17 protein-coding genes are annotated in these 18,548 nt (G+C 70.1%); 7 read left to right on the top strand and 10 right to left on the bottom strand.

Translation table 11 applies throughout. The features are described 5' to 3' along the window. Positions 1-39: 39 nt before the first annotated feature. The gene (gene aceA / locus CCN33_RS08975) at positions 40-1,323 is read right to left on the bottom strand and encodes an isocitrate lyase (protein ID WP_086692973.1); all 1,284 of its coding nucleotides are present in this window, start codon (positions 1,321-1,323) and stop codon (positions 40-42) included. A 380-nt stretch (positions 1,324-1,703) separates the two neighbouring features. On the opposite strand from aceA, the gene CCN33_RS08970 reads away from it, so the two are divergent. Beyond that, positions 1,704-3,116, top strand: coding sequence for a short-chain fatty acyl-CoA regulator family protein (locus tag CCN33_RS08970; protein WP_086692971.1), 1,413 nt, complete (start codon positions 1,704-1,706; stop codon positions 3,114-3,116). A gap of 412 nt (positions 3,117-3,528) precedes the next feature. Here the strand turns inward: CCN33_RS08970 and alaS are convergent, their stop codons facing one another. Genes alaS through tsaD form a run of 3 tightly spaced genes read right to left on the bottom strand, consistent with a single transcriptional unit; the run spans position 3,529 to position 7,815 of the window. Beyond that, on the bottom strand, positions 3,529-6,183 hold the full coding sequence (gene alaS, locus CCN33_RS08965) for an alanine--tRNA ligase (protein WP_086692969.1): 2,655 nt from the start codon (positions 6,181-6,183) through the stop codon (positions 3,529-3,531). Positions 6,184-6,199: 16 nt separating this feature from the next. Further along, positions 6,200-6,766 carry a GNAT family N-acetyltransferase gene (locus tag CCN33_RS08960; RefSeq protein ID WP_086692967.1) on the bottom strand — a complete coding sequence of 189 codons (567 nt, stop codon included), beginning with the start codon at positions 6,764-6,766 and terminating at the stop codon, positions 6,200-6,202. Further along, the gene (gene tsaD, locus CCN33_RS08955) at positions 6,763-7,815 is read right to left on the bottom strand and encodes a tRNA (adenosine(37)-N6)-threonylcarbamoyltransferase complex transferase subunit TsaD (protein WP_086692965.1); all 1,053 of its coding nucleotides are present in this window, start codon (positions 7,813-7,815) and stop codon (positions 6,763-6,765) included. Before tsaD ends, CCN33_RS08960 begins: the two co-directional genes overlap by 4 nt. 196 nt (positions 7,816-8,011) lie before the next feature. Here tsaD and nicT point away from each other — a divergent pair, with 196 nt between their 5' ends. After that, positions 8,012-9,172: a Nickel transporter NicT gene (gene nicT / locus CCN33_RS08950; RefSeq protein ID WP_086692963.1), complete on the top strand. Its 1,161-nt coding sequence runs from the start codon at positions 8,012-8,014 to the stop codon at positions 9,170-9,172. Positions 9,173-9,184: 12 nt separating this feature from the next. Here the strand turns inward: nicT and CCN33_RS08945 are convergent, their stop codons facing one another. Then, positions 9,185-9,625, bottom strand: coding sequence for a Fur family transcriptional regulator (locus CCN33_RS08945; RefSeq protein ID WP_244173732.1), 441 nt, complete (start codon positions 9,623-9,625; stop codon positions 9,185-9,187). Between the two features lie 142 nt (positions 9,626-9,767). Here CCN33_RS08945 and CCN33_RS08940 point away from each other — a divergent pair, with 142 nt between their 5' ends. Beyond that, positions 9,768-10,409: a superoxide dismutase gene (locus tag CCN33_RS08940; protein ID WP_086692959.1), complete on the top strand. Its 642-nt coding sequence runs from the start codon at positions 9,768-9,770 to the stop codon at positions 10,407-10,409. Positions 10,410-10,594: 185 nt separating this feature from the next. After that, positions 10,595-11,245, top strand: a complete 651-nt coding sequence (locus CCN33_RS08935) for a superoxide dismutase (protein WP_086692957.1) — start codon at positions 10,595-10,597, stop codon at positions 11,243-11,245. A gap of 238 nt (positions 11,246-11,483) precedes the next feature. Here CCN33_RS08935 and CCN33_RS08930 read toward each other — a convergent pair whose 3' ends face one another. The 4 genes from CCN33_RS08930 to CCN33_RS08915 all read right to left on the bottom strand — a co-directional run bounded on the left by CCN33_RS08930 (position 11,484) and on the right by CCN33_RS08915 (position 15,102). Continuing rightward, positions 11,484-11,672: a hypothetical protein gene (locus CCN33_RS08930; protein ID WP_086692955.1), complete on the bottom strand. Its 189-nt coding sequence runs from the start codon at positions 11,670-11,672 to the stop codon at positions 11,484-11,486. A gap of 187 nt (positions 11,673-11,859) precedes the next feature. Next, positions 11,860-12,594 carry a hypothetical protein gene (locus CCN33_RS08925; RefSeq protein ID WP_086692999.1) on the bottom strand — a complete coding sequence of 245 codons (735 nt, stop codon included), beginning with the start codon at positions 12,592-12,594 and terminating at the stop codon, positions 11,860-11,862. 598 nt (positions 12,595-13,192) lie between these two features. Continuing rightward, the gene (locus CCN33_RS08920) at positions 13,193-14,158 is read right to left on the bottom strand and encodes a pirin family protein (protein ID WP_086692953.1); all 966 of its coding nucleotides are present in this window, start codon (positions 14,156-14,158) and stop codon (positions 13,193-13,195) included. A gap of 158 nt (positions 14,159-14,316) precedes the next feature. Beyond that, positions 14,317-15,102, bottom strand: a complete 786-nt coding sequence (locus tag CCN33_RS08915) for a pyrroline-5-carboxylate reductase family protein (RefSeq protein WP_167387808.1) — start codon at positions 15,100-15,102, stop codon at positions 14,317-14,319. Positions 15,103-15,216: 114 nt separating this feature from the next. Here CCN33_RS08915 and CCN33_RS08910 point away from each other — a divergent pair, with 114 nt between their 5' ends. From CCN33_RS08910 to CCN33_RS08900, 3 genes are read left to right on the top strand one after another with little or no spacing between them, the layout of a single operon-like run. Further along, positions 15,217-15,897 carry an ABC transporter permease gene (locus CCN33_RS08910; protein WP_086692948.1) on the top strand — a complete coding sequence of 227 codons (681 nt, stop codon included), beginning with the start codon at positions 15,217-15,219 and terminating at the stop codon, positions 15,895-15,897. Continuing rightward, positions 15,894-16,565: an ABC transporter permease gene (locus tag CCN33_RS08905; protein ID WP_086692946.1), complete on the top strand. Its 672-nt coding sequence runs from the start codon at positions 15,894-15,896 to the stop codon at positions 16,563-16,565. The genes CCN33_RS08910 and CCN33_RS08905 overlap by 4 nt, the downstream gene beginning before the upstream one ends. Then, positions 16,562-17,503, top strand: coding sequence for an ABC transporter substrate-binding protein (locus CCN33_RS08900; protein WP_244173731.1), 942 nt, complete (start codon positions 16,562-16,564; stop codon positions 17,501-17,503). Before CCN33_RS08905 ends, CCN33_RS08900 begins: the two co-directional genes overlap by 4 nt. A 1-nt stretch (position 17,504) precedes the next feature. Here the strand turns inward: CCN33_RS08900 and CCN33_RS08895 are convergent. Beyond that, positions 17,505-18,548, bottom strand: a 1,044-nt coding sequence (locus tag CCN33_RS08895; RefSeq protein WP_107483915.1) for an ATP-binding cassette domain-containing protein, incomplete at its 5' end; no start/stop codon positions are given.

Here is an 18,548-nt window from a genome sequence, read left to right as displayed (position 1 = left end):
CCGGAGTCGGCCGGAGCGCGAAGCGTCCGGCTCAGTGGCCTAGTGGAACTGCTCTTCCTCCGTGGATCCGGCCAGTGCCGTGGTGGAGGAGGTGGGGTTGACGGCGGTGGAGACCAGGTCGAAGTACCCGGTGCCGACCTCGCGTTGGTGCTTGACGGCGGTGAAGCCCTGCTCCTGGGCGGCGAACTCCTTTTCCTGGAGGTCGACGTAGGCGGTCATGCCGTGGTCGGCGTAGCCGCGGGCCAGGTCGAACATGCCGTGGTTGAGCGAGTGGAACCCGGCGAGCGTGATGAACTGGAACTTGTAGCCCATCGCGCCGAGTTCGCGCTGGAACTTGGCGATCTGGTCGTCGTCCAGGGCGGCCTTCCAGTTGAAGGAGGGAGAGCAGTTGTAGGCGAGCATCTGGTCCGGGTACTCGGCGTGGATCGCCTCGGCGAACTCGCGGGCCTGCGCCAGGTCCGGGGTGCCGGTCTCCACCCAGATCAGGTCGGCGTACGGAGCGTAGGCCAGACCCCGCGCGATGACGGGCGCCATACCGTTGCGCACCCGGTAGAAGCCTTCCGCCGTGCGCTCGCCGGTGACGAACTCGGCGTCGCGCTCGTTGACGTCGCTGGTCAGCAGGTTGGCGGCGAGGGCGTCGGTACGGGCCACGATTACGGTCGGCACGTCCGCGATGTCGGCCGCGAGGCGGGCCGCGTTCAGGGTGCGGATGTGCTGGGAGGTGGGGACCAGCACCTTGCCGCCGAGGTGGCCGCACTTCTTCTCCGAGGCGAGCTGGTCCTCGTAGTGGATGCCCGCCGCGCCGGCCGCGATCATCGCCTTGGTCAGCTCGAACGCGTTCAGCGGCCCGCCGAACCCGGCCTCCGCGTCGGCCACGACCGGCGCCAGCCAGTCCGTGGTGTCGCCGGCGTCCTCGGCGGTGGCGATCTGGTCGGCGCGCAGCAGGGCGTTGTTGATCCGACGCACCACCTGGGGAACGGAGTTGGCCGGGTAAAGGCTCTGGTCCGGGTAGGTGTGCCCGGCCTGGTTGGCGTCGGCGGCCACCTGCCAGCCGGACAGGTAGATCGCCTGGAGCCCCGCCTTCACCTGCTGCACGGCCTGGCCACCGGTCAGCGCGCCGAGCGCGTGGACGTAGTCCAGCTCGTGTAGCTGCCGCCACAGCCGCTCGGCGCCGCGCCGGGCCAGCGTGTGCTCCTCCCGCACACTTCCGGAGAGCCGGACCACGTCCTCGGCGCTGAAGGTGCGCTCGATGCCCTGCCACCGGGGGTCGGTGGCCCAGCGCCGCGCGAGTTCCTGAGCCGCTTGTGTCCTCGCCTCTGCCATGACTGTCACCGCTCCTCGATCTGTGTGGGCTGCCAATCCCGCCGTCCGGATGAACAGAGGTGGCACTGGATGTCGTATGGCTGGAGTCGCGGCCCGCCCTCACCAGGAGTGGAGCTGAGCGATGCTGCTGGTACGCGTCGGTGCCGCTGCCGGGATCTCCGACGTCAGGGCAGGAATCGTGCCCCGGTTCCGGGCTGTGACGATCGGTTCCGGCGGGCCGCACTAAGACTCTTGCACTGGCACTGAGTGCCATCAACCGTGGATCGTTGCCAACTTCTGCGAATCTTCCAGCCGACTTTTGCCAAGCTTGCGAAGAGTCCTGGAGCGGGCTGTTCCCGTACGCTGATCCAAGCCGGATCTTGATGCGGAGGGGCGGGACGATGGGCAGGACGTACGCGGGGGCGCGACTGCGCCGACTGCGGGAGGAACGGCGGATGAGCCAGGCGGATCTGGCCCGCGTCCTGGGCATCTCCCCGAGCTATCTGAACCAGATGGAGCACGACTCCCGCCCGCTCACCGTCCCGGTGCTGCTGCGGCTGACCGAGGCGTTCGGCGTCGATCCGGGGTTCTTCTCCGAGCGGGACACCACTCGCCTGCTGGCTGACCTTCGCGAGGCGCTCGCTGGAGAAATCGCCGAGTCGCAGATCTCGGCGGTCGACCTCAGTGACCTGGCCGGCCGCCTGCCGGGCGTCGCCAAAGTCCTGCTCGACCTCGGCCGCCGCAACCAGCAGCTCTCCGAGCGCCTGGCCGGCGCGGCGGACGGCAGAGACCGGGATCGGGCCGCCATCTCCTCACCCCACGAGGAGATCCGCGACTTCTTCTACCGCCGCCAGAACTATCTGCACGAAACCGATGTCGCCGCCGAACGTCTGTCCGATGAGATCGGTGTCCGGCCGGGGGAAGTGGTCGGGGCCCTCACTGCGAGACTCGCGAAGGCTCATGGCATCCATCTGGCCGCTGATCCTGGCGCCCGGCTGCATCGCTACGACGCCAGGAGCCGCACCCTGCATCTGTCCTCACGGCTACGGCCCGGTCAGCGCGCCTTCCGTATGGCGACCCAACTAGCCCTGCTGGAGCACGGCGAGGACCTCGACCGTCTCGCCACAGAAGACTTCCCGCCCGGCACATCCACCCAGGCACTGGCCCGCATCGGCATCGCCAACTACTTCGCCGCTGCCCTGATCCTGCCCTACACCGCCTTTCACACAGCCGCCGAGGATGCCCGCTACGACATCGAACGCCTCATCGACCATTTCGGCCTCGGCCACGAGACGGTCTGCCACCGGCTGAGTACCCTGCAGCGCCCACGGCTGCGTGGGGTTCCCTTCTCCTTCGTACGGGTCGACCGGGCCGGCAACCTGTCCAAACGCCAGTCCGCCACCGGCTTCCACTTCTCCCGCGCCGGCGGCACCTGCCCGCTGTGGAACGTCTACGAAGCGTTCGCCACCCCCGGCCGCATTCACGTCCAGATCGCCGAAATGCCGGATGGGCAAAGGTACTTGTGGACCGCGCGCGCTGTCACCCGGCATCGCGGCGGCTGGGGCGAACCCGGCAAGACCTACGCGATCGGCCTCGGCTGCGAGATCCGGCACGCCCACCGGCTCGTCTACTCCGACGGCCTCGACCTCACCAACGCCTCCGCCGCCACCCCCATCGGCATGGGCTGCCGCGCCTGTGAACGCCTCGACTGCCCACAGCGTGCGGTGCCCCCGCTGGGACGCGCGCTGGTCATCGACCAGAACAGCAGCACCTTTGTGCCGTATCCGGTCGAGCGTGACGAGGTCGTCCCGTAGGGAACCGGTGTCGTCCCCCTCCGGTGCGCCTCGAGCAGTGGGAGCGCGGCGCAGATAGTTGTCCTCGAACCGCGCGACCTCGCCGACCAGTTCGGGGTCGCGCGGGCGCAGGCGGGCAATGATGCCCCCCGATGTCGTCGACGGCGAACATCACGTGGTGCGTGTCCAGGACGTTCTGCGGCCGGGCGCGGGCCCGGCGTCGATCAGCTCGGGACTGAGGTACTCAGCTCCAGCCGACTGTGGCCGTCCGAGGTCCGGAAGCCGCGCGCACGGGTCAGGGTGCAGAAACGGGCCGCCTCGTACGCGTCCGTGGCACAGCCCACCGCGTTCCAGGAGGCCACCGAGCCGGGTGGAGTCGGGGAGTTACCCATAGGGCATGTACGCGAGTGCCGAGTGCGGCAGTCAGAGTCGCTCACTGGCCCAGCATGATGATCGGCCTCACCGAGTTCAATGTCTGCGGCAGCTCCTCGGCGGGCAGGCCGCCGCCTTGGGCCAGTTCAGGGGAGCCGCCTCCCTTGCCGTTCAGCAGGCGTCGTACGAGTACGGCGGCGTCGTGTCCCGCCGCGCGGGCCGCTTTGTTCACGGCGGTGACGACGAGTGCCTTGTCGCCGGACTCCGCGCCGACGGCCACCACGCCGGGGCGGTCGGAGGGCAGGGCGTCGCGGATGGCGCCTGCCAGCGCCCTGGCACCTTCCGGCCCGTCGGCCGCGGTCGTGCTGACTACCAGTGCCGTGCCGGTGTCCTCGGCCCTCGCGGCCAAGGCGGCTGCCTGCGCGATGGTGGCCTGCTGACGCAGCCGCTGGTTCTCCCGGTCGGCCGCCTTGAGCCGGTCCAGCAGACCCGCCACGCGGTCGGGGAGTTCGGCGCGCGGGGCCTGGAGCTGCTCGGCCACACGGGCCGCGAGGTCGCGCTCGCGGGCGAGGTAGCCGACGCCCTCCAGTCCCACAGCGCCCTCCAGCCGCCGCATCCCGGAACCCACCGAGGACTCCGAGGTCAGCGCGAGGACACCGATCTGGGAGGCGTGCTGGACGTGCGTGCCACCGCACAGCTCGCGCGACCATTCGCCGCCGATCTCGACCACGCGCACCTTGTCGCCGTAGGTCTCGTCGAACAGGGCCAGTGCGCCGAGTTCCTTCGCCTCCGGCAGGGTCATCCAGCGCACGTCAACGGGGAGGTCCCGGCGCAGCGCCTGATTCGCGGCCTCTTCGATCTCGCCGCGCGTCGCGGAGGACAGCGCGCCCCGCCAGGGAAAGTCGAGCCGGAGGTGGCCGGGACGGTTGTACGAGCCGGACTGCAGGGCGGTCGGGCCGAGGACCTGGCGCAGGGCCGCGTGCAGGACGTGGGTGCCGGAGTGAGCCTGGCGGGCGCCGAGCCGCCACTCGGGATCGACGGCCGCGTGCACCGCGTCCCCGGCCGTGAGGTCCCCCGCGGTCACCCGTACCTTATGGACCACCAGACCGGGCAACGGCCACTGTACGTCTAGGACTTCGGCCTCCACCGACGTCCCGGACAGCAGACCCGCGTCCGCGGCCTGACCGCCCGACTCGGCGTAGAAGGGCGTGCGGTCGAGCACCACGCTGACGATCTCGCCCTCGCGCGCGACCGGCACCGGCCCGGAGGGACCGAGCAAGGCGAGCACGCGGGAGTCGGTGGTCAGGGTGTCCCAGGCCCGCCAGTCGGTCAGGCCGTGCTGGTCGAGGACGGCCCGCAGGGCTGTGGTGTCCGTCGTACCGCCGGACTTGCGGGCGCGGGCATCGGCGCGGGCCCGCTCCCGCTGCTCGCGCATCAGCGCGGTGAAGCCGTCCCGGTCGACCTCGACACCCTGCTCGGCGGCCATCTCCAGGGTGAGGTCGATGGGGAAGCCATAGGTGTCGTGTAGCAGGAACGCCTGGGCGCCGGGCAGCCGTCCGCCCGCCGCCCTGGTCTTGGCCACTGCGGTGTCCAGTACGGCGGTGCCCTGGTGCAGCGTGGCCCGGAAAGCCTCCTCCTCGCCCGCCGCCTGATCGGCGATCCGCTCGTACGTCTCGGCCACCTCCGGGTAGCTGGGCGCCATGCAGTCGCGGGCCGCCGCCAGCAGGTCGACCAGTACCGGTTCCGCACAACCCAGTTGACGCATGGCGCGGACCGCGCGACGCAGGATGCGGCGCAGCACGTAGCCCCGGCCCTCGTTGCCCGGGGTCGTGCCGTCCGCGAGCAGCATCAGGCCGGTGCGGACGTGGTCGGCGACCACGCGCAGCCGGACGTCCGCCGTCGCCTCGGCGCCGTAGGTGACCTGGGCGAGCTGCGCGGCGCGGTCCAGGATCGGCCGGGTCTCGTCGGTCTCGTACAGGTTGTCGACGCCCTGGAGCAGGGTGGCCATGCGCTCCAGGCCCATGCCGGTGTCGATGTTGCGGCGGGGGAGTTCCCCGAGGACCGGGTAGCCGGACTTGCCGGTGCCCTCGCCGCGCTCGTACTGCATGAAGACGAGGTTCCAGAACTCCGTGTACCGGTCCTCGTCCACCGCCGGCCCGCCCTCGGGGCCGAAGGCGGGTCCCCGGTCGTAGTACAGCTCGGAGCAGGGGCCGCACGGGCCGGGTACGCCCATGGACCAGAAGTTGTCCTCGTCGCCGCGCGCCACGATCCGGTCGTCGGGCAGCCCGGCGATGCGGCGCCACAGAGCGCGGGACTCGTCATCGGTGTAGTGCACGGTGACCCAGATGCGATCCGGGTCCAGCCCGTAGCCGCCCTCCGCGACCGGCGTGGTGGACAACTCCCAGGCGAAGGCGATGGCCTCCTGCTTGAAGTAGTCGCCGAAGGAGAAGTTGCCGTTCATCTGGAAGAAGGAGCCGTGCCGGGTGGTGCGGCCGACCTCCTCGATGTCCAGCGTGCGCACGCATTTCTGCACACTCGTCGCCCGCGCCCAGGGCGCCTGCGCCTCACCGGTCAGATACGGCTTGAACGGCACCATGCCCGCGTTGACGAACAGCAACGTCGGGTCCGGGGTCGGCAGCGGGGCGCTGGGCACGACGGTGTGGCCGCGCTCGGCGAAGAAGTCGAGGTAGCGGCGGCGGATCTCGGCGGTGCGCAAGACAGACTCCGGGTCACTACAGGGGCTGGACGGTCAGATGCCGGGCGGGATGACGGGGGCCGAGGAAGACGACCAGGCCGTCACCGTCGGCGCAGGGGTGGGTGGCCTGGTACCAGCCCAGGTGGCGGTAGAACGACATGGCGCGCGCGGACCGCTGCGAGGTCAGCAGCCAGGCCCGGCCCTCCGGGCAGTCCCGCGTGACGGCGTCGAGAAGGCGGCTGCCCAGACCGGTGCCCTGGGCGGACGGGCGCAGGGCCAGTTCGTCGATCTCCAGCGCGCCGCACAGCCAGGCGTGGGTGCGCTCGGCTCCCAGCGCTGCCGATGCCTGCCCGTAGGAGCGGTCGGTGGGGAACGGCACGGGGGTGGTCCAGGCCGTAGCGAAGCCGAGCACGCTCTCGCCCTCGATGGCGAGCGCGGCGGTGAACCCCGGGCGGCCGGCGTTCGTGACGAGCCGCGCGGCGAAGGCGTCGGCCTCTGGCTCGCCCTCGTCCCAGGGCGGGGCGGCGAAGGCGTCCAGGTAGGCCGACCGCACGGTCTCGACCAGGTCGAGGAGTTCGGCTCCCGAGCACACCCTGATGCTCATCGCACGGCCCCCGCCAGGACGTCGCCGGGATGCAGCGCCGCGTACTCCAGTGGTGCCGACGGGTCGATCGACACGTCGAGCGGTGCGGGCCGCGCCCCTGCCCGGACGAGCAGGTCGCCCACCGCGGCGATCATCGCGCCGTTGTCCGTGCACAGCCGCAGCGGCGGTACCCGCAGCTCGATCCCCGCCGCCCGGCACCGCTCCTCGGCGAGGGAACGCACCCGTGAATTCGCCGCGACGCCCCCCACCACGACAAGTGTGTTCACACCATGCTCGGCGCAGGCGGCCACCGCCTTGCGGGTCAGCACGTCCGCGATGGCCTCCTGGAGGGAAGCGGCACCGTCGGCCACGGGCAGGTCCCGGTCCGCATGGCTCTCCGCCCAGCGCGCGGCCGCGGTCTTCAGTCCGGAGAAGGAGAAGTCGTACGAGCCGGGCAGCGGGCGGGGGAAGGAGACGGCGCGCGGATCTCCGTCGCGGGCCGCCCGGTCGACGGCCGGGCCACCGGGGTAGGGCAGTCCGAAGACGCGGGCGACCTTGTCGAAGCACTCGCCGGCGGCGTCGTCGAGGGTGTCGCCCAGGTGGAGGATCGGATCGCGGGCCAGGTCGCGCACCAGGAGCAGCGAGGTGTGGCCGCCGGAGACGATCAGCACCATGCAGGGGTCGGGCAGCGGCCCGTGCTCCAGGGTGTCGGCGGCGACGTGACCGGCGAGGTGGTGCACCCCGTACAGCGGCACCCCCAGCGCGTACGCGATGCCCTTCGCTCCGGCCAGTCCGACCTGGAGTGCGCCGGACAGTCCCGGCCCCGTGGTGACCGCGACGGCGCCGATGTCGCCGAGTTCCAGGCCGCCGTCGTCCAGCGCCCGTCGGACCACGGCCCGCAGCGAGTGCAGGTGGGCGCGGGAGGCGATCTCCGGTACCACCCCGCCGTAGCGGGCGTGCTCGTCCATGCTCGACGCCACCGCATGCCCCAGCAGCCGCCCGTCACGGACGAGTCCCGCACCGGTCTCGTCGCACGACGACTCGATCCCGAGCACGATCGGAGAGTCCACGCCCGTCCCTTTCTGCACAATCTAAGCTATTGCAAGTAGTGTGCAATAAGATCGCCCCGGATGTGAACCGGGGCTGTTGACCGAAAGCGGGTCGGGGCTTTGCTGCGCTCAGGTTGTAGCTGCACCTGATGTGCAGAAACCTGGGAGGCGCGGCTGAAAACGGCCGCTCGCCACCGAGTAGAAGGCCCCCGCCTCCATGACCACCGCTCCCGAGTCCGCCTCCGCCCGTACGTCCGCCGGCCGGGGCATCTCGTGGCACCGCATACGCACCTCCATGACCCGCCGGGAGTGGGCGCGGGTGGGCGGCATGGCCGCCTTCATCCTCGCGCTGCACGTGATCGGATGGTTCCTCCTGGTCGCGATCGTCGCCCCCGAGCACTACAGCCTCGGCGCGAAGACCTTCGGCATCGGGATCGGCGTCACCGCCTACACGCTCGGGATGCGGCACGCCTTCGACGCCGACCACATCGCCGCCATCGACAACACGACGCGGAAGCTGATGAACGAGGGGCAGCGGCCGATGTCGGTCGGGTTCTGGTTCTCCCTCGGTCACTCCACGATCGTCTTCGCCCTCGCCTTCCTGCTCTCCCTCGGCGTGAAGTCGCTGGCGGGGCCAGTGGAGAACGACGACTCCGCGCTGCACCACGTCACCGGCTGGATCGGCACGACCGTCTCCGGCACGTTCCTCTACGTCATCGCGGCCATCAATCTGGTGATCATGGCCGGGATCTGGAAGGTGTTCCGAGAGATGCGCACGGGCCGCTTCGACGAGGCGGCCCTGGAGGAACAGCTGAACAACCGGGGCTTCATGAACCGGCTGCTCGGCCGCGTCATGAAGTCGATCACCAAGCCGTGGCAGATGTACCCCCTCGGCCTCCTCTTCGGCCTCGGCTTCGACACCGCGACCGAGATCGCGCTGCTCGTCCTGGCCGGCTCCGGCGCCGCCTCCGGACTGCCCTGGTACGCGATCCTGTGTCTGCCGATCCTGTTCGCGGCCGGGATGTCCCTGCTCGACACGATCGACGGCTCGTTCATGAACTTCGCCTACGGCTGGGCGTTCTCCAAGCCGGTGCGCAAGGTCTACTACAACCTCACCATCACCGGCCTGTCCGTGGCCGTCGCGCTGATCATCGGCACCGTCGAACTCCTCGGCCTGGTGGCCGAGAAGGCCGGAATGCACGGCCTGTTCTGGGACTGGGTGGCCGGGCTGGACCTGAACATCATCGGCTACGTCATCGTCGGCCTGTTCTTCGCCACCTGGGCGATCGCGCTGGTCGTGTGGAAGGTGGGCCGGATCGAAGAGAAGTGGACCGCGGGTCTGGCGGCACCGGTCACGCCCGCGGAACGGAGCGAGTAGCACGGGGTGTCGTCAGCCGCCGCACCTGGCGCAGTACCCGTAGACAAGGAGTGACCCCGACGCGTCCGGCAGCAGGCCGGTCAACTCGGCCGCCTCCGTCAGGTGGCGGCTGGTGAGCCCCTCCACCTGCCCGCACCGACGGCACACGCTGTGGTGGTGCGGGTCGCCGGTGATGCCGTAGCGAGTCGGCCCGGGTCCGTGCACCGCGTGCGTCAGGCCGGCGGCGGTGAGCGCCTCCAGGGTTCGATAGGCGGTCGTGGGGTGGATGGAGTCACCGGAGCGGGACAACTCCTCGCAGACTTCCAGGGGAGTGAGGTGGCGCCCCGAACCGAGGAGCAAGTCCAGCACCCCTAGGCGGCCGGGGGTGCAGCGGAGATCGCTGCGGCGCAGCAAACGGCGGGATTCCGGTTCCGCCGCCATGCCGTCGTGCCGTGAGTGCCGGGCCTTGCTCACGCTGCTGCCTTTCGGAGGGCGCCCGTCGGTGACCGAGGTGATCAGCCCAACGACCTAGGACTGATGCCGAATCAGCAGGGCACCTTGTCGCTGATAGCGTGCAACTGCACATCACTCGCAATTATGTCGGAGGACGTTGGCCATGGCGGTGTACACGCTCCCGGAGCTCCCGTACGACTATTCCGCGCTCGCCCCGGTGATCAGCCCCGAGATCATCGAGCTGCACCACGACAAGCACCACGCCGCATACGTCAAGGGCGCGAACGACACCCTGGAGCAGCTCGCGGAGGCGCGGGACAAGGAGTCCTGGGGCTCGATCAACGGCTTGGAGAAGAACCTGGCCTTCCACTTGTCGGGCCATATCCTCCACTCCATCTACTGGCACAACATGACGGGCCAGGGCGGCGGCGAGCCTCTCGACAAGGACGGTGTCGGTGAACTCGCGGACGCCATCGCCGAGTCCTTCGGCTCGTTCCAGAACTTCAAGGCCCAGCTCACGAAGGCGTCCGCCACGACGCAGGGCTCCGGCTGGGGTGTCCTCGCCTACGAGCCGCTCAGTGGCCGCCTCATAGTCGAGCAGATCTACGACCACCAGGGGAACGTCGGCCAGGGCTCCACCCCGATCCTGGTCTTCGACGCCTGGGAGCACGCCTTCTACCTCCAGTACAAGAACCAGAAGGTCGACTTCATCGAGGCCATGTGGCAGGTCGTCAACTGGCAGGACGTGGCCAAGCGCTACGCCGCCGCCAAGGAGCGTGGCGACAGCCTGCTCCTCGCGCCCTGACCGAGGGCACCTCTGATCGTCCCGCCTCGTGATCGTCTTCTCACCCTTCACGCGGGCGGGCGCGGCGGGCGGCGGCTCCTCCACGACACGTGCGGGGGCTGCCGTCCGCTTTTGACGTTCTGTCCGGTTGTTGCTGTTAGCGTGCATTTGCATACCACTGGCAATAACGTCGGAGGACGTTCGTAATGGCGCTTTACACGCTTCCGGAACTGCCGTACGACTACTCGGCACTGGCTCCGGTGATCAGCCCCGAGATCATCGAGCTGCACCACGACAAGCACCACGCGGCCTACGTCAAGGGCGCGAACACCGCGGTGGAGCAGCTCGCCGAGGCGCGGGACACGGACTCCTGGGGCTGCACCAACGGTCTGGAGAAGAACCTCGCCTTCAACCTCTCCGGTCACGTCCTGCACAGCATCTACTGGCAGAACATGACCGCCCCACACGAGGGCGGTGGCGAGCCCCTGGCGCAGGACGGCCTGGGCGACCTCGCCGACGCGATCATCGAGTCCTTCGGCACCTTCGAGGGCTTCAAGGCCCAACTCACCAAGGCGGCGGGCACCACCCAGGGCTCAGGCTGGGGCGTCATGGCCTACGAGCCGCTCAGCGGACGCCTGATCGTCGAGCAGATCTATGACCACCAGGGCAACGTCGGCCAGGGCTCCGTCCCGGTGCTGGTCTTCGACGCCTGGGAGCACGCCTTCTACCTGCAGTACAAGAACCAGAAGGTGGACTTCATCGAGGCCATGTGGCAGGTCGTCAACTGGCAGGACGTCGCCAGGCGGTACGTCGCCGCCAAGGAGCGCGGCGACGCCATGCTGCTGCCGCAGCACTGACGAAGCTGCGCATACAAACGTCCTGCTTGTGATCGTCTTCTCACCCGTCACGGCAGGCCGAGAGGAAAGGGCTCCAAGGGCATCGATCCGGGGCCCTTTCCGTTTTGCGGCGCAGAGCGCTCTCGGGACCCGAGTCACTTCACCGCGCGGGAACTCCCGCACCGCCGGAATCGACCCTCCCCGTTCCTTCTGCTTACCCAAGGGCCCGGCCTGTCGCGGCGCGGGGTCTCGGCCGGCTTCACTCCCTCGTGTAGGTGAGCACCAACATTCCTGCGCCGAAGAAGGCCAAAGCGCCGCTGGCTCCCGCGACGCTGGCCTGGTAGAAGGGCTGAGCGCCTGCCGTGCCGACGAAGATTCCGGTGCCCAGGCCTGCGATGGCGGACTCCAGGGTGAGCAACCTGACACGCATGCTGCGGGATTCGCGCACTGCGAAGTCCGTTGGCTGTGTACCGTTCAAAGTTGAGGTCCTTGTCTATCTCTACTGAGTGGCGCTGACCCACGAGAAGCCCGCCGGATGCCGTAGGAAGCCCGGCGGGCTCTCTGTTGAGCCGGGTAGCTGGATTCTCATGCGACGGTGACGCCAAATTCAAAGGCGTTGAGCTATCGTCCAGGCGTCACAGACTGTCCGCCCATGAAGGGACCTCATAGGCCTTGACGTCGCCGAGAGTGAGGCGGAGAGGGCCCAAGAGGCGGTGGGCGAGGCTGGGGGAGAGGTCTTCGATGGCTAAGGCTGCGGCCGCGAAGCACACACTCTTCTGCTCGTCTGAGAAGTTCCCTATGCGCTTGCCTTGGGAGCGGGCTGCTCGGCCCAGTGCTGCCTCGGTATGGTGAATGAGGGCGTTCTTCAACACAGCGCGGTCGGTCGTCCGAGCGAGGTCTCGCGCCTCGTACCAGGCGGGGTCTTCGCGATCCGTCGGCCACGCCTTGTCGTAAGAGCGGCGCAGGGTGAGGATTTCGTCCCAGGTCAGTTTCTCCAGTCTGGCGATCAGGGCTGCTGCTTTCCGCCCCTGGGGTCCCAGCGCCCACCAAGCCGGCACGCGGAACCATATTCGCTGGCTCCAGGTCCGCCCTGAGGGCTCCTCGTCGTCATTGGGAACGAGGGACATGATCCACAGGCCGAAGGGGATTTCACTCGTGAACGGTAGGTGGGCGGCACTTGACGCGTGTGGTGCCGCGCGATGCCACGGCTGCTTGCGGCGGCGCAACGGTACGCCAGGAGTTTCCTCGATGAGGACGGTACGGCGGTGGCGCAGAGCGGCTGCGTAGTCGACCGGGTCATCCTCGAAACCCCGACCCGAAGGGCGTGTGACCTTCCAACCCCAGTCAGTCGGCAGTTGATGCGGATCCACGCCCGCGATCGTCCAGTCCTGCCATCCAGAGCCGCCCAACTGGTTCTCCCCCGCGAGGATGTGAGAGCCCTATCTTGCGGTACATCGGAGGTGAAGGTCACGAAGCGTCGGGAGGGGTAGTTCAAGCTCACCGAGACCGCGGTTCCGACCTGATCTTCCATCAACCTCAGCGATATCCGCGTCCAACAGACTGTCCGACGAGATCGGCGTCGGGCTCTCGGAGGTGTGTCGCACTGCGCTTGTCGGAAGTCCACAACGGGCTTCGAGGTCAGCATCGTTCCCCAGAAGGCGGCGTTTCGCGCCCGCCGAGCACCTGCTGCGCTGCTGGCGGTTCGCGTCGTGTGTTCGACAACGACGTGGTGAGAGAGGTGCGGGAAGCGCGAGCGACACCTCCACAAACCTCTGACTACCCGTCAGTAAAGTCAGCATAGGGTCAGCATCAGTCCGAGCACAGGTGACTAAGCCTGGTGAAACCTGCACCTCGAAAGCGACCGGAACGGGTGGCTGGAGAACCGTTTGCTTGTGCGGCGAAGCGAAATCGTGCAGGTTTGGATTCACGTTGCCTGGCCGTGGGTGTATCGGGCCGAAAAGGACCAGTTCAGCGTGCTCGACCCCGTGCCTTCAGTGGCACGGACGGCAGTTGGGGCGCGGGAAGCCGGCTCCCGTCGTACCCCTTCACTTCCCCAAATCGCGAACCCTCCATCCAGTCCTCCCGAGCCCGACTGATATCGTCCTGCGTACGCCCGACGAAGTTCCACCACATGATCAGCTCCTCCGCGAACGGCTCCCCGCCCAGCAGCATGACCGAGGCGTCGGAGTCCGCGTGGAGGGGGAGGGACGTGCGGCCGCAGCCGAGGTAGAGCATGGAGCCCGGGGTGACGGGAACGCCGTCCACATGGACGGAGCCGGACATCGAGAGGACGCCGTACTCGAAGTCGGGGTCGAGGGGGAGGTGGGCTCGGGTGCCCTCGGCGAGGGTCAGGTCGGCGCCGACCAGAGGGGTGTACGTCGTGCCGGGGGACGTCGTGCCGTCCAAGGTGCCCAGGATCACCGTGGCCGTCAGGCCGGGGGCCGTCACCGTGGGCAGCTGCGCGTGGTACTCGAAGTGCGGGTCGGTGTGGCGGTGTTCATCCGGAAGGGCCACCCACAACTGGGCTCCGTGCAGATAGCGCGCGTGCGGCTTCGGGCTCTCCTCGGAGTGGCTGATCGCCCGGCCCGCCGTCATCAGGCCCAGTTCGCGCGGGCGGATCGTCTGGAGACTGCCCGTGGAGTCCCGGTGCAGCACCTCGCCCTCGTGCAGCCAGCTCACCGTCTGGAGGCCGATGTGCGGGTGCGGGGGCACCTGCATGCCGGGCTCGTCCGCGATGTCGTCCGGGCCGTAGTGGTCCACGAACGCCCACGCGCCGATCATCCGCCGCCCCAGGTTCGGCAGCAGCCGGCGGACCTCGGTGGACTCCCCGAGCTTCACCGTACGAGGGCTCAGCAGCTCACGGACCGGCTCGGCGACGACAAAGCCACGGCCACCGCATGCGCTCGGCTCCGGCGCGAGGTCAAGGTTGCTCATACGGCCAACCTAGCGCTCCGCCCACCCGGCGGCGGGACCGAGTCCCTCACCGCGTCCCTTCTCGGCCTTGCCGGCGCGTCGGGGGCGGAGTCCTTCACCCGGCCGGCCTCTGTCGACCGCAGGCCGCCCGGTCCGCCCCCGTCCCACCGACTTCTCCCTCACCCCGCCAGCTCCCGCGCCCGCTCCGTCGTAGCCTCCAGCGCCGTCCGCACCGATTCGCCCACCCGATGCTCCCGCAGCGTGGCGATGCCCTCCGTGGTCGTGCCGTTCGGGGTGCCGGCCTGTTGGTACAGGGACTCCGGGGTCACACCCGGTTCCGACAGGAGGTCCGCCGTCCCCCGCAGCACCTGGCTCGTCAGCAGCAGGGCGCCGTCGGCGTCGAAACCCGCCGCGCGGGCGAAGTCCGTGAAGGACTGGGCGAGGTACGCCACCAGGGCGGGGCCGCTGCCCGCGAGCGCGGTCGCCGCGTCGAGGAGGGACTCGTCCCGCACCACCAGGACCTTGCCGATCACCGACAGCGCGCCCTTGGCCCGGTCCACTTCGTCGGCGGGGACCTGGTCGCCCGGGCAGAGGACCGTCATGCTCTGGCCCACCCGCGAGGCGAGGTTCGGCATGGCGCGGAGGACCGCGTCCGTGCCCAGTGCGGAGGTGAGGGTCTCCAGACGTACGCCCGCCATCACCGAGACGACCGTCGCCCGCGCGCACGCGCCGTGCGGCAGGCCCTCGGCGAAGGAGTCGAACGCCTGGGGCGGGATGGCGAGGACGAGAAGGTCGTCCGGGCGGGGCTCGTACGTCGCCGTCGCTTCCGCGCGGCCGTCCAGGGAGGCCCGGCGTTCCGCGGATGGTTCCACGACGACCACCTCGGCCTGCGGCATCCCATCCACCAGGCCCCCTGCGACGACCGACCCCAGGTGGCCGGCACCGACGACGACGATTCGTTCCACAGCCGCCACACTCCTCGCTTCGGATGCCAGAAGTGATACCAAAAGGGGTGTTCACGCCCCCGTACGGGCGACCACAACGCGCCGACCCGCTGCCCCGGCCGGTGCAATGGACAGGTGACCGCCGCCCCGGACGACTGCCTCGCGCGCAACGAGTGGATCTGCGGCGACTATCTGAGCAGCCGCCGCCAGATCCTCCTCGACGCGGTCGGGCAGCACCTGGAGCTGACCGCGCTGTCCGTGCTGATCGGGCTCGCGATCGCGCTGCCGCTCGCCGTGCTCGCCCGCCGCTGGGGATGGGCCGCGGGGCCGGTGCTCGCCGTCACCACCGTCCTCTACACCATCCCGTCCCTGGCGATGTTCTCCCTGCTGCTCCCGGTGTACGGGCTGTCCGCCACCCTCGTCGTCGCCGGGCTGGTGCTGTACTCGCTCACGCTGCTCGTGCGGAACATCCTCGCCGGACTGCGCGCCGTCCCCGAGGAGACCCGGCAGGCCGCGCGCGGGCTCGGCTTCGGGCCCGTACGGCTGCTGCTCACCGTGGAGCTGCCGCTCGCGCTGCCCGCCGCGATGGCCGGGCTGCGCATCGCCACCGTCTCGGCGGTCTCCCTGGTCACCATCGGCGCCATCGTCGGCTTCGGCGGGCTCGGCAATCTGATCTACGCGGGCATGAACACCTACTTCAAGGCGCAGGTCCTCACCGCCTCCGTGCTCTGCGTGCTCATCGCCGTCGCCGCCGACCTGCTCCTGCTGGGCGTGCAGTGGCTGCTCACCCCGTGGGCGAGGAAGGGCCGTACATGAACGTGCTCGGCTCCACCTGGGACTGGCTCGCCGACCCCGCCCACTGGTCCGGCGACGACGGCGTCTGGCACCGGCTGCTGCAACACCTGCTGCTGACCGTGGTCTGCCTGATCGTCAGTTGCCTGATCGCGCTGCCCGTCGCGCTGGTCCTCGGGCACCTCGGCAAGGGCGGCGCGCTGGCCGTCAACATCTCCAACGTCGGCCGGGCGGTGCCCACCTTCGCCGTACTGGTGCTGCTCCTGCTGACGCCGGTCGGGAAGTGGGGGGAGGGGCCCACCGTCGTCGCCCTGGTGCTGTTCGCGGTGCCGCCACTGCTCACCAACGCCTACGTCGGCATGCGCGAGGTCGACCGGGGCGTGGTGCAGGCCGCGCGCGGCATGGGGATGACCGGGCGGCAGACGCTGGTCCGGGTCGAGGTGCCGCTCGCGCTGCCGATGATCCTCAACGGGGTGCGGATCGCCGCCGTCCAGCTCGTCGCCACCGCCACCATCGCCGCGCTCGCGGGCGGCGGGGGCCTCGGCCGGATCATCACCGCCGGGTTCAACCTGGCCAGCACCCCGCAGGTCGTCGCGGGCGCCCTCCTCGTCGCCGTGTTCGCGCTGCTCGTCGAGGGCGTCTTCGAGGTCGTGGAGCGGCTCGGGCCCGCCTGGGCGCGGGGCGGCCGGTGAGAGGGCGCGCGGTGCTCGCCGCCGTCACCCTCCTGGCCCTGGCCGGCTGCTCCTCCGGGCCCTCGCTGGAGAACCGGGACGCCGTCACCGCGCCGCCCGGCGACAGCCACCACCTGGTCATCGGCTCGGCCGGCTTCACCGAGAGCGACCTGCTCGCCCAGCTCTACGCCCAGCTCCTCGGCCAGGCCGGATACCGGACCTCGCTGATCACCGTCGCCAACCGGGAGCTGTACGAACCCGCCCTGGAGTCCGGGCAGATCGACGTCGCCCCCGAGTACGCCGCCACCTTCGCCGACTGGCTCAACGCCAAGGCGCACGGCGCCGACGCGCCCCCGGCCGGCTCACCCGACCTCGCCGAGACCATGAGGAACCTGCGCGCCCTGGCCACCCCGCGCGGGCTCACCGTCCTCCCGCCGGGCCGGGCCGTCGACCAGAACGCCTTCGCGGTCAGCGCCTCCTACGCCCGCCGCCACCACCTCAAGACCCTCAGCGACCTCGGTGCCTCCGGACTCAAGGTGCGCCTCGCGGCGGGCGACGAATGCGTCGAGCGTCCCTACTGCGCGCCCGGCCTGAGGAAGGTGTACGGGATCGACATCACCGCCGTCGATCCCAAGGGCGTCGGCACCACCCCGGCCAAGCAGGCCGTGCAGTCCGGGCGCGACCAGATGGTGCTGACCACCACCACGGACGCCACCCTCGGCTCCTTCGGCCTGGTCCTGCTCGCCGACGACAAGCACCTCCAGAACGCCGACTACATCGTCCCCGTCGTCAACCGCGCCCGCGCCGGCAGCGAGCGGGTCGCCAAGGCGCTCGGCAAGCTCAACGACGTCCTCACCACGAAGGACCTCGCCGACATGAACCAGCAGGTCGACAGTTGGCGGCGACTGCCCGCCGACGTGGCCCGCACGTATCTGAAGGACAAGGGCCTGACCAAGTGACCTACGCGTCCGACACCGAGTCGAACGGCACCTGGCCCCGCGCCACCCCCAGCACGTCCGCGTCCACCGACCGCCGCAGCGCCTCGTGCAGCTTGGCCGGGGTCAGGACGCCCAGGAGACGGGAGCCGTCCAGCACCGCGACCCACCCGGCGTCGTACTGGAGCATCACACCGAACGCCTGCTTCAGCGGGGCGCCCACCGGGACCCAGGCCGTCATCCGGTGGGCCAGCTCGCCGACCGTGCCGCCCGCCGACAGTTCCTCCAGGCCGACCCAGCCGTGCAGGTCGCCGTCCGCGTCCAGCACGACCGCCCAGCGCGCACCCTCCTCGCGCAGCCGCCGGGCCGCCGACCCGGCGGGCTCGTCCGGGCGGGCCACCGGGGGCTGTTCCAGGTCGTCCGGCTCGATCGCGGTCACCGACAGCCGCTTCAGGCCCCGGTCGGCGCCGACGAACCCGGCTACGTACGGGGTCGCGGGGGCGCCCAGTACCGCGCCGGGGGTGTCGAACTGCTCGATGCGGCCCTGGCCGTACACCGCGATCCGGTCGCCGAGGCGGACCGCCTCCTCAATGTCGTGCGTGACCAGCAGCACCGTCTTGCGCACCGCCTGCTGCATGCGGAGGAACTCGTCCTGCAACTGCTCGCGCACCACCGGGTCGACCGCGCCGAACGGCTCGTCCATCAGCAGCACCGGCGGGTCCGCCGCGAGCGCCCGCGCCACTCCCACGCGCTGCCGCTGGCCGCCGGAGAGCTGCTCGGGGTAGCGGGCGCCGAACGTCCCGGGGTCCAGCCCCACGAGGTCCAGCAGCTCGGCGGCGCGCGCCCGCGCCCTGGCCCGCTCCCAGCCGAGCAGGGACGGCACGGTGGCGGTGTTGTCCAGCACCGTGCGGTGGGGGAAGAGGCCGACCTGCTGGATGACGTACCCGATCCGGCGGCGTAGCCGGACCGGGTCGACCCCTGCGATGTCCTCGCCGTCCACGACGATTCGGCCCGCGGTGGGCTCGATCAGCCGGTTCACCATCATCATGGTGGTCGTCTTGCCGCAGCC

The sequence above is a fragment of the Streptomyces recifensis genome, from assembly GCF_002154615.1.
In the GTDB taxonomy this organism is placed as follows: Bacteria; Actinomycetota; Actinomycetes; order Streptomycetales; family Streptomycetaceae; genus Streptomyces; species Streptomyces griseoluteus.
The sequence above is the reverse complement of the archived record's forward strand: the minus strand, read 5'-3'. Positions and strand labels throughout refer to the sequence as shown.